Annotated in this window: 14 protein-coding genes; 1 reads left to right on the top strand and 13 read right to left on the bottom strand. The window is 67.5% G+C overall.

All coding sequences use genetic code 11. The features are described from left to right. The first annotated feature begins 193 nt into the window (after positions 1-193). Positions 194-943 (top strand): FkbM family methyltransferase, encoded by a 750-nt coding sequence (locus tag K2F47_RS31925; protein WP_242909668.1) that lies wholly within the window; start codon positions 194-196, stop codon positions 941-943. Here the strand turns inward: K2F47_RS31925 and K2F47_RS31930 are convergent. The 13 genes from K2F47_RS31930 to K2F47_RS41845 all read right to left on the bottom strand — a co-directional run bounded on the left by K2F47_RS31930 (position 927) and on the right by K2F47_RS41845 (position 16,016). Further along, positions 927-4,388 (bottom strand): hypothetical protein, encoded by a 3,462-nt coding sequence (locus tag K2F47_RS31930; RefSeq protein WP_242909669.1) that lies wholly within the window; start codon positions 4,386-4,388, stop codon positions 927-929. The two genes, K2F47_RS31925 and K2F47_RS31930, sit on opposite strands and share 17 nt — an antisense overlap. A 118-nt stretch (positions 4,389-4,506) precedes the next feature. After that, positions 4,507-7,242 (bottom strand): AfsR/SARP family transcriptional regulator, encoded by a 2,736-nt coding sequence (locus tag K2F47_RS31935; protein ID WP_242909671.1) that lies wholly within the window; start codon positions 7,240-7,242, stop codon positions 4,507-4,509. A gap of 2 nt (positions 7,243-7,244) precedes the next feature. Further along, positions 7,245-7,664: a TadE/TadG family type IV pilus assembly protein gene (locus K2F47_RS31940; RefSeq protein ID WP_242909673.1), complete on the bottom strand. Its 420-nt coding sequence runs from the start codon at positions 7,662-7,664 to the stop codon at positions 7,245-7,247. Positions 7,665-7,693: 29 nt separating this feature from the next. Then, positions 7,694-8,146, bottom strand: coding sequence for a TadE/TadG family type IV pilus assembly protein (locus tag K2F47_RS31945; RefSeq protein WP_242909675.1), 453 nt, complete (start codon positions 8,144-8,146; stop codon positions 7,694-7,696). Continuing rightward, positions 8,143-8,538, bottom strand: coding sequence for a TadE family protein (locus K2F47_RS31950; RefSeq protein ID WP_272497700.1), 396 nt, complete (start codon positions 8,536-8,538; stop codon positions 8,143-8,145). The genes K2F47_RS31945 and K2F47_RS31950 overlap by 4 nt, the downstream gene beginning before the upstream one ends. After that, positions 8,535-8,759, bottom strand: coding sequence for a hypothetical protein (locus tag K2F47_RS31955; RefSeq protein ID WP_242909679.1), 225 nt, complete (start codon positions 8,757-8,759; stop codon positions 8,535-8,537). Before K2F47_RS31955 ends, K2F47_RS31950 begins: the two co-directional genes overlap by 4 nt. Positions 8,760-8,794: 35 nt before the next feature. Continuing rightward, entirely contained in the window at positions 8,795-9,685 is an 891-nt protein-coding gene (locus K2F47_RS31960; protein ID WP_242909681.1) for a type II secretion system F family protein, read from the bottom strand. Next, positions 9,682-10,563 carry a type II secretion system F family protein gene (locus K2F47_RS31965; RefSeq protein ID WP_242909683.1) on the bottom strand — a complete coding sequence of 294 codons (882 nt, stop codon included), beginning with the start codon at positions 10,561-10,563 and terminating at the stop codon, positions 9,682-9,684. Before K2F47_RS31965 ends, K2F47_RS31960 begins: the two co-directional genes overlap by 4 nt. Beyond that, positions 10,560-11,816, bottom strand: coding sequence for a TadA family conjugal transfer-associated ATPase (locus K2F47_RS31970; protein WP_242909686.1), 1,257 nt, complete (start codon positions 11,814-11,816; stop codon positions 10,560-10,562). The genes K2F47_RS31965 and K2F47_RS31970 overlap by 4 nt, the downstream gene beginning before the upstream one ends. Positions 11,817-11,923: 107 nt before the next feature. Beyond that, positions 11,924-12,676: a hypothetical protein gene (locus K2F47_RS31975; RefSeq protein ID WP_242909688.1), complete on the bottom strand. Its 753-nt coding sequence runs from the start codon at positions 12,674-12,676 to the stop codon at positions 11,924-11,926. Between the two features lie 59 nt (positions 12,677-12,735). Further along, on the bottom strand, positions 12,736-13,317 hold the full coding sequence (locus K2F47_RS31980) for an SAF domain-containing protein (RefSeq protein ID WP_242909690.1): 582 nt from the start codon (positions 13,315-13,317) through the stop codon (positions 12,736-12,738). A 1,947-nt stretch (positions 13,318-15,264) separates the two neighbouring features. Next, on the bottom strand, positions 15,265-15,555 hold the full coding sequence (locus K2F47_RS41840) for a transposase (RefSeq protein ID WP_372490947.1): 291 nt from the start codon (positions 15,553-15,555) through the stop codon (positions 15,265-15,267). Positions 15,556-15,608: 53 nt separating this feature from the next. Next, complete coding sequence (locus K2F47_RS41845) at positions 15,609-16,016, bottom strand: transposase (protein ID WP_372490953.1); 408 nt, start codon at positions 16,014-16,016, stop codon at positions 15,609-15,611. Positions 16,017-16,059: the final 43 nt, after the last annotated feature.

Raw genomic sequence — 16,059 nt, forward strand, 5'->3', positions numbered from 1 at the left:
TCAAGGAACGACTCGTAACGACGTGTCAAGTCCACGAATAATCGTGCGCATCAACAGGACGCCCGATACGCGGCGGGCACAGCTCCCGAGGTGTGATGACTCTATGCCACCTCGTGGGCGCTGAATCTCTGCTTCCATGCGCGTCATTCACGAACACTTTGGGGAGCCGAGAGTGGCGCGTAGGTTTGCGCGTGTGAGCGACTATGACTTGATTGCGTACGCGGGCAACGCGGAGGACGTCGTGCTGATGCGCGCCTTCGCCGGTCAGAGGAACGGGTTCTTCGTGGATGTCGGCGCCGGCGAGCCTGTCAGCGGCTCGCTGACCAAGAATCTGGTGGACGGCCTGGGTTGGCGGGGGGTCAACATCGAGCCGCTGCCAGAACGCCACGAACGCCTTCGGCAGGCCCGGCCAGGTGACGTCAACCTGCGTGTGGCCGTAGGAGATGAGCCGGGTGCCGCGACCTTCTTCCGGATCGTCCCAGGACAGGGGAAGTCCGGTGGTGGCGGTCTCAGCACCCTGCGCAGGGACGTCCTAGAGAGGCATCTCGCGGAGGGTTGGCGCTATGAGGAGCTAAGCGTTGAGGTCGTCACTCTGAAGACGATCCTCGGCCTGCATGCAAAGCCCGGGTTCGATTTGCTGAAGGTCGACGTGGAAGGGGCCGAGGCCGCCGTCCTGGAGTCGGCCGACTTGTGGAGGTGGCGGCCGCGGGTGATCGTGGTCGAGGCGACCGTCCCGTTGACGACCAGGCCGAGTCACCAGGAATGGGAGCCGCAAGTCCTCAAGGCCGGGTACAGCTTGGCGCTCTTCGACGGCCTTAACCGCTTCTACGCGCGTGATGACGAACCCGACCTCCGTGAGCGGCTTGCCGTGCCCGCCAATGTGCTGGACAACTACATCCCGTACGCCTGCGCCTGCCGAGCCGGGCTCATTGCACCAGAGTGAGTAGGTCGGGACGGTGGTCGCGCAGCCATTGGGTGATCCAGACGCCATCGCTGTCTGCGAGGCCGAGGACCGGGGTGTCGATGAGGCGGCGCAGCATCATCAGCGGCAGCAACGCCGTCAAGGCGTCCTGGTCGACGGCGTCCTGGCCGTAACCGTCGATGAGCGGGGCGGGGTCCGCGCCGCGGGGCATGTCGACGGCCAGAGCCCAGGTGAGGTCGAGCATGGGCGGGCCTGACTCGATCGCCCCCGGGTCGAGTACCCCGGTAAGGACCTCGCCGTCGAACAGGGCGTTGTGGCAGACCGCAACGTCGCCGTGAATCGCGGTCATGGGGAGCCCTTCGCAGGCGGCTCCGATGTGCTCGGCGATTGTCGGGTAGGCGTCCGGGGCGGTGGATCGCGCCCATCCCAGGAAGACGCCGAGGGCGCCGGGAGCGTCCAACCTGAGGCCCTCGCCGGGTGGACGGGAGTGCCAGAGCCGAAGCTGATGGCCGAGCTCGCGCTGGCGCGCGGGTGTCGGGTGATCCGCCTGCGCTCCAGGTAGGCGTTCCAGGACGGCCCACCACGTCTGTCCAGCCGTTCCCGCGTCCAACAGCCGAGGGGCTCGAATGCCTGTTGCGGCGCGCAGCTCCTCGAAATTGCGGACGGTCTCCAGCCGTTCGTGAAGGCGCCGACGCACCTTCACTACAGTCTGCGCGCCCGGCACGACACCATCGGCACCGAGCGTCGCCAGCGCGGCGGGCAGATCGCGCGGACCGTCGAACGCGGGGCTGGTCAGTGCGGCCTCGACGGCCGCCTCCACAAGGGGATCGGGCAGCCGGCCAGTCGGGATCAGTGCCCGCTGGTCACCGGCGTCCAGCGGCCCGCAGACTCGCGTCCGCAGACGGGTCAGGGCATCAGACCAGCGGCGCCGCGCGGAGTCGGGATCGTCCAGCCACTCGATGGCGCCGAAGTCGGCGTCCAGCCCGGCCCACGTCCGGGTCACCGGCGCCCACACGGGCAAGCAGTCTTCGCTCAGGCTCTCTGCCGTGCGTGCGGCCTGCGCCATCCGGCCGCCGGAGGCGTCCATCAGGACTTGCAACGCCTCGACGGGCAGCAGTTCACGGGAAGCTCCGAGTTCGCCGAACCGGCGTGCCGCCGCGTCCAGCAGCTCGCTCGCAGCGTGACGTTCGCCGCGGAGTGCCCGCGCCATCGCCTCGGCCATGTCGCACTGGGCGAGCCCGATCGCCTCGCCGGCGGAGCCGTTCAGGTCGCGTGCTCGGCCGAGCAGCGCCAGCGTGCGGTCCGGGTCGTACCACATCAACGCCAGGAGCAGGTGCCGCAGAGCGCGCGCCTCCCACAGCGGTGCATTGGCTTCGCGCGCCGCCTCCAGAGTCGACTCGAAGTACCCGGCCGCCTCGGCGAACCGCGCGTTCTGCAAGTAGGTGTGGCCGAGCACGTCGGCGGCCCGCACCTGGTCCGGCCCTGCCTGCGATGCGCCTTCCATCAGCCGGGCGACCGACCGGTAGGCGCTGCGGCGCAGCGCGTTGTCGGCCAGGCCGAACCGCGCGCTCGCACCGATCAGCGATGCGGGCTCGATGCCGGACAGGTGGTCGGCGGCCTCTTCGACCCGTCCGATGATGTGCGCGCGGCTCGCCAGCTCGTGCCTGTAGTAGTCGGCGTACGGACCGTCGGGATCACCTATCAGCTCGCGCAGCGCGCGGTAACGGTCCTCGGCATTGCCGTCTCCGCGTGCCGTCAGGCGTGCGACCTCGGTCAGCCGAGCCAGTTCCGGCGAGCCTTGCAGCTCGGGCAGGGAGACCAGCACTTGCCAGTGTCCGAGCACAGTGAGGCTGTAGGCGATGTCGCCAACCGACTCCGGCGCCAGCCGATGTTCGTCTGCCGCGCTCAGGACGAGCAGGAACGCCGCCACGCACCGCCTGCTGCGCACGCCCAAGGGAAGCGGATGGTCGGCGTCGTCGTCCCAGACCGCCAGCGCGGTGCGTGTCAGATACTCGATCGCCCGCTCGACGTTGCGGGTCCGTTCGGTCTGCGTCCAGCCGTCGTCGGTGCCGCCGTCGCACTCGATGACGCTGCGGCGCAGGTTTTCGTGCAGCCGGTACGGCGGCCACACCGTCTCGTCCCGCCGGACGAACGGGCGTTGCAGGAACCGCTCGATCTGCCGGAGTCGTAGATGCGGCAGCACCGCATGCAGGACGTCCTCGTCGAACGCCTCCAGCAGTGCCGCAGCCCGGAGCAGGTCACGGTCGGGAGCGGACAGGTCCCGCATCGTCCGCAGCACCAGCTCGGGGAACCCGAGCCCGAACGCATCGGCCGGTGGAGCTTCGCCTCGCGCCAGGTACTGCCCGAACAATCCGGCCGACAGATCGAGGTAGAGCGGCGACCCGGCCGAGCCTGCGATGATCCGTGTCCGGATCTCGGGCCCGATCGCGGGGCTCCCGTCCACAGTGAGCCGTTTCTTCAGGTAAATCTCGGCCGATGCAGGGTCGAACCCGCCAAGGCCGAGCTGTTGGCCGTCGGCCAGGCCGGGCCAGCGACGCTCGCCGCCGTAGGTGAGTGTGACAGCCCTGGCAGGGTCATGCCAGCGCAACGCGAGCCGCCCGGCCGCGACGAACACCACGTTCGGCATCAGGTAGACGAGCCGCGACACCAGGTCTTCCAAGCCGCCGCGCTCAGCGGGGAGGCGTTGGACGTTCTCCAGGGTGTCCAGCACGCACAGCGCCAGCGCGGGATGCTTGCTGCGTGCTCGTTCCAAGTCGGCGGCCAGCAGCACCGGCATGTATCCGAGCATCCGCTCCGGGTCCTGCTCGGACAGGATCGGATCGAGCGCTGGCAAGTCGGACCGCAGCCGTTTCAACCGTGTTTTCTCCGTCGCGGTACGGCCGAGCAGGTGCAGCGCCCGGTATGCAACCGATAGCGCGCCGAAACCGCCGAGAAGCTGATCGACGGTGTTGCCGACCTGCTCGGAGACCCCGAGCGACTCCGCCGCGTTCCCCTTCCGCAGGAACGATGTCAGCGACTCGCCGGGGTGCTTGCGCTCCCAGTAGACGGCCAGCGCCACATCGAACGCCGGCCAGGACTTCGCCAGCGGCGCGAGCGCGGCGCGCACCCGCAGCAAGACGGACTCAAAACTGGAGCTGGCCGGGTCTGCGAAGTCCAGTACCGCGTGCGCTCCGCGTCGCGGCAGGCCGTCCATCTCGCCGGTCACGGCCAGTTGCGCGACGTGCCGAGCCAGCGTGGACTTACCGATCCCGCCTTCACCGCATACGGCGATGAGGTTGGACGCCGGTCGCTGGAAGTCGAGCAGTTCCTCGACGGACCAAGACCGTTCGGCCTGTTGAGCGAACTGGTCCTGGATGGCCCTGACCTGGGCTTCCCGGTTTGTGAAGATATGTTGCACTTCGAACGGAGCACGCGGGCCATAGCTGAAGAACTGGTCGACGTCCACGCCCGATACCCGATCACATCCCCGCTGATCCTGACAACGCGCCCCCCATGCGGGGGCCGCTGCCGAAAGCTTGAGCGGTGACCGGTGTTGCGCGCTTGACGACGGCTGGCTTTCGTCCTCAATTTCGGAACGACGCTGACGTTGAGGAATTCACGAGCTTCCGCGTCTCTTCCTCAGGTTCGGCATCGAGTTCATCCAGGCGGGCCGTGAGGAGCCCGTAGGTACGGCGGACGGCGTCCGGACGTCCGAGACGGGCTTGCAGCCGCATGATGTGCCGGTAGAGCGGCTCGGAGTAGGGGTCGTGGTTGATGGCCTGTTCCAGCACCGTCAGCGCTCGTTCCGGCTCGTCCTCCTGGATGCGCTGGGCGAGGCTTGCCAGTGCATCGCTGATGGTTCGGCGGAGGTGTTCGCGCTGGATCTCGGCCCACTCCTGGGCGAGGCCGCTGCCGAACTCACCGACCCGACAGTCCGCTACTAGGGTGAGCGCCTTGATTCGAGCGGTGTCGTCGGTGGCTCGCTGAGCATCGGCGAGGGCGGCCGTCAGGTGCCATAGGTCGACGTCAACGACACTGGGGTCGATGCGGTAGCGGCCAGCGCTGTGGACGACGTACATGGGCCCGCTGAGGCCGGTAGCGGCCCGAAGGACGCTACGGATGTTGCTGACGGCTGTGTTGAACTTCGGGACGACACTCTCGGGACTTTCATCTGGCCAGAGGTCGGCACTGGCACGGTCCCGTGTGACGCCGTCCGGATGCAGCGCTAGGTAGGCGAGCAGGTCACGGGCGCGCTGGCGTAGCCCAGTATTGATCGGGCCTGCTGCGGTGTGCAGGCGGACATGCCCGAGCACGCTAAGGCGGACGGGCGGGCGCGGTGCTCCTTCGGACCGAGGTGGCGGGACGATGGTCGAGGTGGTGGGTGGGTCGTGTTCGGGTTCGGTGTCATCGCCCGGCGCCGGGGAGGCGGCGTCTGCTTCGGTGCCGGTGGCAGTCTGGATGGTTTGCAGCATGCCCGTGGCGTCGTTGGTGGTCAGGTGGAACAGGCGGGCTCCAGCGAACCGTTCGGCGTCGGGGCCGTGAGCGTCCGTCACGGTCCCGTCGCTGGAGAGCTCCACGCGGGTGCCGGACGGCCAGTCACCGAGGGCCAGGACGCCGATGGCGTACCGGCGGCCAAGCGTTACGAGGGCATACGGGGTGCCGTTGTGTGCAGGGATTGATGCGACCAGCAGCACGGTCGGGAGCGGCTCGGCGGGGTCGTCGGCGCGTAGGGCGGGCACGTCGGGTTGATTGGCCGAGTCCAGGATTCGGCTGCGGCGAAGGAGCTCGGCCTCCAGGTGATCGGTGGCCTCGCCGAGCGAAGGCGTGATGACCAAGCCCTCGAGTGCCGCAGAGAGGTTGGTGATGTCGTCGCCCGGAAAGAGCGCCTGTGCGTCGGCCTGCGGGATGAGGATCTCGGCGCGGTAGCGGTGGGACTTGGCAAGAAGTTCGGTGGTGACGGCCCGGGCCGCGGCGTGCGCTCCGTCCCCAGACAGGCCGAGGCTGAGCCCGGCCAGGGGAACGGTGACGGCACCGCTGTCACGGGTGCCCATGACGAGGTGGTCTGGTTCGTTAGCCGACAGATCTTGGTGGACGAGTTCCTCGTCGGACGGGACGGGAGCTTCGTGGTCGGCGTAGGTGTCCAAGTGGGCCTTGCGGGCTTTGAGCGCCGGGGCCGCAATCGGGCGTTCGGGAGTGGGCTTGGAGGCGCCCGGATCGTTTTCCGGCAAGCGTCGGCGACGTCGGTGCAGGCGGGTCGCGGCTACAGCCACGCTGAGCGCGGCGGCGAGACCGAAGCCAATCCGCGACCCGGACGGCAAGGAGATCGCAAGCGGTGAGTCTGGGCCGTCTTGGTCGTACGGTGCCGATGATTTGGGGTTGGCGGAATGGTCGGCAGGTGGGGCCACGACTGGGGTCGGCACCGAAGATGCCGTCGACTCATTGGCCCCTGGACCAGGGCGAACTGGGGGCGGGGCCTCTCTGGGCTTCTCTCGTCCGGACAATGTCGCGGCTGGGCGCGACGAGCCCCCTCGCGGTGATGGCGCGTCATCTGGCGAGCTGGGCCGCGGAAGTCGTATGCGCTGGCCCGGGTGGAGCGTGGCGGGATCGGTCAGGGCAGGGATTCCGTCGGGCTGGTCGATACCCCGGCTGCTCTTGAAGAGCTTGGGATATTGGGCGCCAGATCCGTAGGTGCGACGAGCGAGGCTCCACAGGGTCTCGCCCCGCTTGACGATATGGGTGCGCCAAAGGCGGTGATCGGGCTTCGGGTGAGGTGGAGGCTCGTCGGCCAGCAGCGGAGTCCAGTCAGATGCACCCGGGTCCTCCGGCGGTGCGGCCTGCTCAGGCGCAAGCTGTTCTTGCGCGGCCGATCGGGGACCAGCGGCGACATGGACGCCGGTCACGGCGGGCGGATGTGTCGCGGCGGAGGCCGAGGTGCTGAGCGAGGCGGCGGCGCTGAACGTGAGGGTGGCCGTAGCGACCAGATCCCGGACCAGCTCTTGCAGTGGTCGGATCGGACGCGGCAGGGCGGGCCGCGATCGTCCGATCAGGTAGTTCATCATCTCGGCGAAGACGGTGATGGTGAACAGACACCAGGCGCCCCAAGCGACGAGCCAGATCGTTGCTAGGAACACGCTCTGGTCGGTGTCCTGCCGCATCAGCGTCGCGTTGATCTCCTCCCATGACGGAAGACGGTCCGGGATGGGAGAGCCGCCCATGGCGTACATCGCGACCGGGCATCCCACCAGGAGCAACACAAGAACTACGAGAGCGCCCAGTCCTCGTGTGAAGTCGGCGAGGCGGCTGCGTCCGGCATAGGTCACGGCTACTGGGGTCCTTCCACTCCGGTGGTCAGGTTCGCGGTCGCGGTGCCTTGGGCGTGCAGGGACGAAACCCCGATGACTGACAGAAAGCGCGCGGGCCGACTGATGGAGACGTGGACGCGGATGGTGCGCCTTCCGAGCACCGTCACGGTGCCAGCGTGGCCACTGGCCCACAGGTAGGCCCGCGCTGCCCGAATCGCGGACTCGCGATCCACGACGAACTGCCCGCGAGTGTAGGCACGGTTCCGATCGACTTGTCCGGCGCCGGCGCGGGCGGCTTCTTGGGCGACGGTGTTGGCGTCCTGTCGGGCTTCGAGGGCCTGCTCGAAGTCGATGACGGCGCCGAAGAAGACCACGACGACCATGGTGATGATGACGGCGAAGACGCTGACACTTCCGCGTTCGCGTTGCTGCCGCGTCACCCGTTTGCGTGGTGACTGTGGAGCGGTGGTCATCGTGTTGCCCGGTAGGGGTCGATGGGTGATCGGTGGGTCTTGGTGACCGTTCGAGCACCGGGCATCCCCGGTAGCCCGACGTCGCTGAGTTGGATGGCGCAGGTCACTCGCGCGGAGACCGTGGCCGGTTGCCCGACGGGGCGGTTGAAGCCGGACAGATCGAGTCGGACGGAGGGTGTGCAGTGCAGGCCCCGGTCGCGCAGGGTGTGCATGGCGCTGGTGCTGGCTGCGTCGTTGGCTTGGTGTGCGGTGCGGGCGATGGAGGCTTGGCGTGCGGCGTCGGCGGCGGCTTGGGCGACTACGGCGCTGCCGTGTGAGACCCGCATCGCCACTAGCAGGCCAGCGAGGAAGGCGATGAACACCGGCGCCAGGATCGCGGTCTCCACGACCGCGTTGCCCGCATCCCGCTCCACGCCCGCGCGAACCGAGACCCCCTTCCTCCAGTTCACGCCGAGTCCGGGGTGGTGAAGCGTTCACGGGCACCGCGCACGGTCTTGGAAACGGTGATTTCGACGCCTGGCAACAATGACGGCGCCTTTCCGGTGACCCGGACGGCGATGGTGTTGGTACCGGACACGGTGACCGAGGGCGCTTGCAGGACAGGCTCATCGCGGGCGAAGGACGCCGCGGCGGCTTGCCCTCTTGCAAAGGTGCCCTGGCGGGCGCGTGCGATGCGGAGTCCTTCTTCGGCGGCCGACTGTGCCACGTCCCGGGCCACCGACACCATCACCGCCTGCACCAGCGCCAGGAACAGCAGGCCCACCACGGGGAAGGTGATGGCCATGGCGACGGTCGCGGACCCATCATCGCGCCGCCCCCGTACCCGTCGGAGCGTGTTCATGGGCCGGTGGCGCCGGGGATCTTGTTGATCCAGCCGTGCACCTTGCTGGACACGGCCAGGTAGACGACGAACGCCAGCCCGGCGAAACCGGCCACGATGATGATCGTCTCGACCACCCCCGAGCCCCGGTCGCGGCAGCCCCGCAACTCGGCGGCGAGCCGTCGGCCTCGGTTGTGTACGGCGAGTGCGACGCGGAGCGCCGCGGTGTTGAGCGAGTTCATGGTCCCCCGATGTATTGGTGTGGACGTCCGGGCGTTCAGCCGGACGCCAGAAGTTTGGAGAAGAACGGGAAGCCGACCAGGATCACGAAACCGAGCATGAGCAGGCTGGTCGGCACCCACATGGCGGTCGTCCGGGAGTTGGCCTCGGCCCGTGCGGCGGCGGACGCCTCGTGCCGCATAGAGGTGATCTTGGCGACCAGGACGTCATGCATCTTCGCGCCCTCGCTCCCGGCGATCTCTGCCGTATGCGCGAGATCGATCAGATCTCGAACGCCGATCTCCTCACCGAGTCGGGCTAGGGCACGCCAAGGCTGCTGCTGGGCATGCCGGGCTCGCGTCAGCGCCTCGTGAACGCGGCGGAACGGCCATCCCTCGGTGATCTTCGCGGGGTTCTCCAGCGCGGAGTTCAGTGCGGCACCGGCTTCGCGTTCCAGGACGACGAGCTGGAGATAGGACGTGAAGGCGTACCGGAAGTCGCGGCGGCGTTGACGAGCCTGCGATCGCACGTTCCAGTCCGGCACCAGCCACAGAACTGCGGCCAAAGCGAACCCGGCGACGATCGGAAACGACCAGGTCGGCGAGCCGCCAGCCAATGCCACCAGGCCGCTGAAGACGGACGGTACGACGAGCCCGGTGATGAACAGGGCCAGCTTGTCGAGCATGAACCGTTCGACCGGACGTCCAAGCAGCGCCAGGTCAGTCCGCGGTATGGCAAGCAGCCCGGCCGGACGCGCGACGCGCTCCGCCAGCCACCGTCCCACAGCTTCGCGAGCGCTGAGCTCGTCGACGGGCGATACAGGGTTCGGCACGAGCTGGATGCGAGTCAGCGCGGCGTCCAGGCGAGGAGGCGCAGGCCGCAGCTCGCTGACAAGCAGGATGAGTCCGACGGCCCCCAGGCTCCCAGCAAGAGCGGCGACTACGGTCACGGCTCGACCCCCTGCTCCGCAGACGAGCGACGGCTGGAGTGCAGGAAACGCGCCCCGGTCGACAGCACGGCCAGCCCCCGCATCCACCCCAGCCCGCCCCCGTAAATCGCCGCTACCACGGCCAGCACCGTCTGACCGAGCGCGGTGCCGTAGGGAGCGGCGAACGTCTGAGACGAGGCGAACAGCACGCTCAGGACGGCAACGGACGCCACGATGACGATCAGCGTCGTCCGTAGTCCGGCACGCTCGGCCTCGACATCCCGACGGACGAGGACCTCGTGTTCCACGGCGTCGGCAAGCAGCCTCAACGCCTCCCGCGTCCCAGGACCGCGCCGGCGGGAGGCTAGAACCAGCGCGCAGGCGATCAGATCAGCGATGGGGTCGTCCAGCTCATCGGCGAATGCCCGCAGAGCCTGCTCGGTGTTGGCGTGATTGTTCAGCCGCTCCGCCAGGACGGTCACCGGTACGCGGATCACCTCGGGCGCGATGCGGGCGCTGTCGGCGAGAGCTTGTTCTAGGCCGCGGCTGGCGCCCATCATCTCAGCCAGCCGCCGGGACCATTGCGCCAGCGCTTCCAGCCGCGTGATGCGGCGTTGCGGTGCTCGTCCCGACAGCATCGGCGGAACCATGTACGCCCCGGCCGCCATCGCGAGGGCGGCGACCGGCCATCCAGACAGCAGGAACACCACAAGGGCCACCACGGCGGTGGCGAGCAACCGGTTGCGGCGTCCGGGCCAGGCTCGCGAGCGTAGGAGCGTCTGCAAACGCGACGGGGGACGTACCTGCCGTTCGGCCTGGTCGGTGCCTCGCAAGCCAACCACGATCACGAAAACGGCCCCGGCGGTGCAGAGGCCGCCCAAGGCGGCGAGCACGGTCACTGCAACCAGCCCCCAGCGTCCGAACTGGGCTGCAACAGTTCGGGATCGAGCCCCTGCGCCACGAGGTTGGCGAGAAGGGCGGCGCTGATGTGCCCGCCCGCCGGGGTGGCTCGTCCGTCAGGTCCGGGGCTGAAGATCAGGTTGCGGGTCGGTTCGGCCGAGTCTGCTGGTGGTCCGATTTCCATCACCTGTGACACGTACCGTTGGTTGCTGGTCTGGTCGCGTTCCAGGTAGACGATCAGGGGTTCGGCGAGGCCGAACATCAGGTGGACGTCGTCGGCGTCCAGGCCGAGGTCGGCGCGTCGGCCGAGTTGGACGACGCGGCTGAACACGTGCTCGGGTCGGTGGACGTGCAGGGTGCACATCGAGCCGCGGGCGCCGGAGTACATGACCTCCAACATCGGCGCCAGCTCCCCGTGCCGCGCCTCGCCCACGATCACCCGATCGGGATTCAGCCGCAGGCAGGCCGGTACCAGGTCCTGCAGGCGGACCTCGCCCGCGCCTTCGGCGTTGGCGTGGCGGGCCTCCAGGGCGACCACGTCGTGGTGCCGGTGCACCAGCCGCGGGTCGTCCAGGAACAACTCAAAGTCGCTCTCCAAGGTGATGACCCGCTCCTGCGCCGGGATCTCGTTGGCCAACGCGCGCACCAGCGTGGTCTTGCCGGTGTTGACCTCCCCGCACACGATGACGTTGCGGCGAGCCCTAATCGCCGCCGCCAAGAACGCCTCCAGCGGTCGGGTCAGGGTGCCCAGGTCGGTGAGCTGCCGCAGCGTGACATCGACCAACCGGTGCACCCGGATCGCCAGATGCGGACGCCGCGACACCCAACCCACCACCGCCAGCCGGACGCCGTCGGAGAGTGCGACGTCCAGCAGGGGTGAGGCGTGGGAGAACTCCCGGCCGGTGTTCCCCCGGCGCGCCAGCAACTGCACCCACTCGATGAGGTCCTCATCGGTTTCGGCGACCGGAGGCCCGGGTTGCTTGGTGCCGTCGGTGTAGCTGACCCAGGTCTGCTCGCAGCCGTTGACGACGATGTTCTCCACATCGGAGCGCTCCAGGTAGGGCTGCAACGGCCCCAGCCCGAACCGCCGATCGAACACCAGGCGGGCGACCTTGCGCAGCGCCTCAGCCGACACCACCCGACCGGACGCCAGCAGCGCATGCGACCACGCCTGCACCTGCGCATCGACCAACTGCCGCGCCCGCACCCGATCCACATCGTCACCGAGAACGTCCACAAGCTGCGCGGACACCTCACGAACCGCCGCCCACACGTCCACATCGTCCGACGGCGCCGTCCCAACGGAGGCTGCGGCAACGTGGGGCCCCTCCGTCCGGATGAACGTCCACCCTGACGTGCTCACTGGTCACCCCGAACGGCGGCACCTGAACCCGACAGAACCGGCCCGACCTCACCGTCGTCCCCCATCGACGACGAGCCGATGGCAGCACGGATACGCCGACCAAGAACGTTGTACGACCGCAGCAACAGCGAAGTCTTAAAGGTCCTTCGAGGCCGTGCACCATCCGAAAAGACCCGGGCTTCGGCGGGCGAGCACGGCAGCTCAGCCATCACCGGCATTCCAAGAACGCGCTCAACCTCCGCCGCGCTATAGGGCCCGTCCGAGATCAGGCACAATCCAACAACCGTGCGATCGCCCAGCAGGTCCCTAAGAGCATCAAGACGCGGCCCGGCGACATCGACCTGCACCAACGTCGGCTTCAACACCATCACCACGGCCTGAGCCGCCCGTAGAAGGTCATCCGGCGTGTCCCGACCACCGATGCGGCCAAGATCGCCAATCACATCACCCCGCCGCGACACCAACACCTCGGACAGCCGCCCCCACAGCGGCCCCAGCCGCACACCATGCCGAGGGTCGCGAACACCGTGCAGCACCCCCACCGACTCCTCGCCGGGAACAGGGACCACATAGTCCTCGAGCGGAAGCCGAGCCTGCGGCTGGGCCTCGGCCGCCATCGCCAACCCGAGCAGTCCCGAACCAGCCGAGCCGCGCAGGCGGTCCGCCATGAACCCCGGCAGCACACGTCGCCCCATGGGATCGCACTCGGCCAGCAGCACCTCGCCCGGCCAGGTCAGTGCCAGACCCAACGCAGTCGTAGTGACACCCGGCGATCCGCCGGAGGAAATCAGGCAGGTCAACGACATAATCAGCCCTGCCTTCCCGTCACCACGAGAACAATCAATCCCGCAGCCGCTTGCCGCGCCACCGTGCTGCTGTCGGCATTGGGCACCATCAGGGAAACCGTTGTCGCGCCCTCCGCATCCGGCCCGATCACCTCATCGACCACTGCGGCGACATCCCGTCGGGCAGCGACCCCGATACGACTCTGCGGAGCACCGGTCACGGGCTCCTGACCCTGATCCCCCGCGGTGAACACCACACGGACACTCCAACCCGTAGCCAGCCCAGGCGGCATCGCACCAGACTTCATCGGTACGGCCACCAGCGCCTGCCCCGCCGGAGGTCCCTGCTGCCCTGTGAGTTGCGATGCCGCCAGAAGCGTGCCCTTCCGCAGACCCACAGCAGCCCGCCGCCCGACGACCTGGCCCAATTGACGGCTTGGGATCACCATCACCCCGGACTTCACCGCGACCTCGACCATGTCGAGATCCGCCGACTTGACCTCATGCCCCACCGCGACGTCACGCGCCACCCTCACGACCGACACACGGCCACCCGCAGAGCGGAACAAATACACGTTGGTTGCCACAGCCAGCAGCAACAACATCACCGCCGCTGCGATCGTCCCCGGCCGACGCTGTCGCGCCAATCGCCTGGACGAAACGGAACTGGCCCTACCTACAACCTTGGGATCAACAGATCCCGGCGACACCCGGCCACTCGATCTCATACTGGTCCTCATCCATAAAGCGCTTGGCCCTCGGCCACCCGCAACCGGACAGTCGTCGACCGGCTCAGCGGCGGAAGCCCACCACCTGAGCCGTCAGAACCGTGCCAGCTACCGCCCCACACGACGGTCACTCTCACCCGATACGCTCGACCGGGCTCATTCAGCGAAGACCGCGCGAAGGTGTGGGAACAGTCGGTGTGCTGCGAAGTCGCCGACCTCGATTTGTCGTAGGCCGTGCCAGGCCCCGAACATCTCACGCCCGCTTCGCCAGACCCCGGGTCGATAGCCATACTCTGCGGCCGAGCGGTCAGCTCAACCCACACACCACGAGCTGCAACGCGCCCGCCCAGTGGACGCCAGTTGGTCACCCAGAACCATTCCGGCAGACCCACCAACCCGCCCCTCCGACGCGGCGGCGCCGTCCGCACCACGGGCTTCGGGATCGGCATACGAGCCCATCTACTCAACGCCAACTCCGCCGGAGACAACTTGGCCACCTCGCCGCTCTTGCTCGGTGACGAGCAGACCACCTGCACGGCCTTCTTTAGCTTCTGACAGTCCGGTGGCCCCGGCTCCTGCGGCATATTCGCATGGTTCTCTTTCGACGGAGCAACAGGAGCGCGCCCACTACTCCCTGCCTCTCCGGTGTCTTGAGCACCGTAGTTGTAGCCGTAGGAATTAGCGTTTGGCGGCAGCGGATCCAACGGCGGCGGCGCGGCAACGGAAGAGGAAAACAGAAAAGCAACTCCAAGCATTGGTGTGACGACTTCCACCCGTCAGCACCCTTCACCGATCGTGATAGATCTGCTGACACGCCACTGCCCATCACGACCCTTCACCAGCAAAGCCTTGGTATTCCCCTGCTGGACGCCGCGGTTAATCTTCTTGCGCGTAACTCCGTTCATAAGGCCCGAGCCACGCGAGTCTTGGCAGTCGTACACGGTGGCACCGTTCGCATACAACTGAACACTCTGCACATGCACGACAATGTGACCATAAGTCACAAAGTGTCGACTCTTCAGATCGTCGATATGTTTCAAAACCCGCGAAAGTTGTGGGTCATCCATAACGGTAGCAAATTCTCGCTTACGAGATCCCGCGGGTAGAGAATCTGCGCGATCTAGCATCGCCACGAAATTTATGTAAGCCGCGACTGCAGCCTTCTCTTCCCTGGCGGTCGACGACGAGGCCACCGGTGGATGGGATTCAGCCAACGACGGCAGTGCAACGGCCTTCGAACCATCGCCACAACCTGGCATCATCAGGGCGATAGCGACCCAGCTTGCCCACCGGAGCCTAGTGGCCACGGGTCGACCAATGTCCGACAAGTTCCCGCCCTCACCCAACAGACCAGTTATCCCTGCCGCCCGCAGAAGGTTAAGCGCGTACCGCGATAGCGACGTCGAGCGATCCTAGACCAAGGCAAGGCTCTTCGTCTCCATGCCAGGGCACCAAAGACGGTAAATCTCTGTGCAACTAAATGGGAGCCTCGACACTGGCACACCAATCCGAATTACTGCTACATGTGAGTTCTTCACATAACTACACCTAAGTGGACATGGCACGAATCTTCCGAAACCTAACCAGCAGATACCTGAACCCTAGATAGAGCCGTTCTTCCGCGTTCTACACCTCGACTACTATCCCCTCCAGAGTGGCCTGTAGCGGACGGAGAGCTTGTGGTATCGGATGGCTACGGTCCGGTGGCGTTTGAGGCGGTTGATGCCGCACTCGACGGCATGGCGGCCGCGGTGACCGATCAGGTCGAAGGCTGGTGGACGGCCGCCATGGCTGCCCGCCGCCGGTGTCCGGCCTGGTCATCGGTTACCGGGATCGTGCAAGCGATACCGCGGCCACGCAGGTGGGCACGGATCGTCCGGACGCGTAGGCCTTATCGGCCCGGACCTGGTCTGGCCGTGTCCGAGGACGACCCCGGCCCAGCCGGGCGACACTGATCCTGGCCATCACCGCCTCGAACTGCGAAGCGTCACCGCGCTGCCCGGCCGTCACCACTAGCGACAACGGTTTTTGGCTCTGCTCACAAGCCAGGTGCACCTTGGTCCACAGCCCGCCCCGGGAGCGGCCCAGTGCGTGGTCGTCCGACTCAGTGGCCATTCATCGGACGGCTCGCGCTGCAGATCGCCTCGGCGCGGAGCCCCGGCGGCGTGTTAATGGGCCGCATGATGGTGGAGTCGACGTTTACCTTCCAGCCGATCGGTCCGGCCGCGTCTGCCCGCGCCTGCAGACGGGGCGGGAGGGATGCGCGCCCAGATGCCCTCGCGCTGCCATCGGCGAAACAACCCGTAGACCGCCGGCCAGGACCCGTAGCATTCGGGGACGTCCCGCCACGGGGCCCCGGTCCGTACCCGCCAGTGGATCCCGTCGATGAGCTGGCGTTTGGTCCATTTCGACGGTCGACCCGGCCGCCGGGCAACGGGCAGCAGCGGCCCCAGGATCGCCATTGCGCGCCAGTCAGGTTGAACCGCCTCATCACCGCTAAAGGTCGTCCCGTAACGATCCTGATGGCACGGGGTGAATGGCGATCGGGAATTGGGCGGCCCGCCGCGCGCCCTCATACGGTCATGGTCAGGTTCCGCATGAGGGCGATGCCGCGAGTGG

Source organism: Actinomadura terrae (assembly GCF_022751215.1).
GTDB lineage: Bacteria > Actinomycetota > Actinomycetes > Streptosporangiales > Streptosporangiaceae > Spirillospora > Spirillospora terrae.

What these genes read in the sequence shown, in the direction of transcription:
- K2F47_RS31950 (WP_272497700.1), bottom strand. Translation starts at nt 8,538, where the DNA reads ATGAACACGCTCCGACGGGTACGGGGGCGGCGCGATGATGGGTCCGCG.
- K2F47_RS31955 (WP_242909679.1), bottom strand. Translation starts at nt 8,759, where the DNA reads ATGAACTCGCTCAACACCGCGGCGCTCCGCGTCGCACTCGCCGTACAC.
- K2F47_RS31980 (WP_242909690.1), bottom strand. Translation starts at nt 13,317, where the DNA reads ATGTTGTTGCTGCTGGCTGTGGCAACCAACGTGTATTTGTTCCGCTCT.
- K2F47_RS41840 (WP_372490947.1), bottom strand. Translation starts at nt 15,555, where the DNA reads ATGGCCACTGAGTCGGACGACCACGCACTGGGCCGCTCCCGGGGCGGG.
- K2F47_RS41845 (WP_372490953.1), bottom strand. Translation starts at nt 16,016, where the DNA reads ATGAGGGCGCGCGGCGGGCCGCCCAATTCCCGATCGCCATTCACCCCG.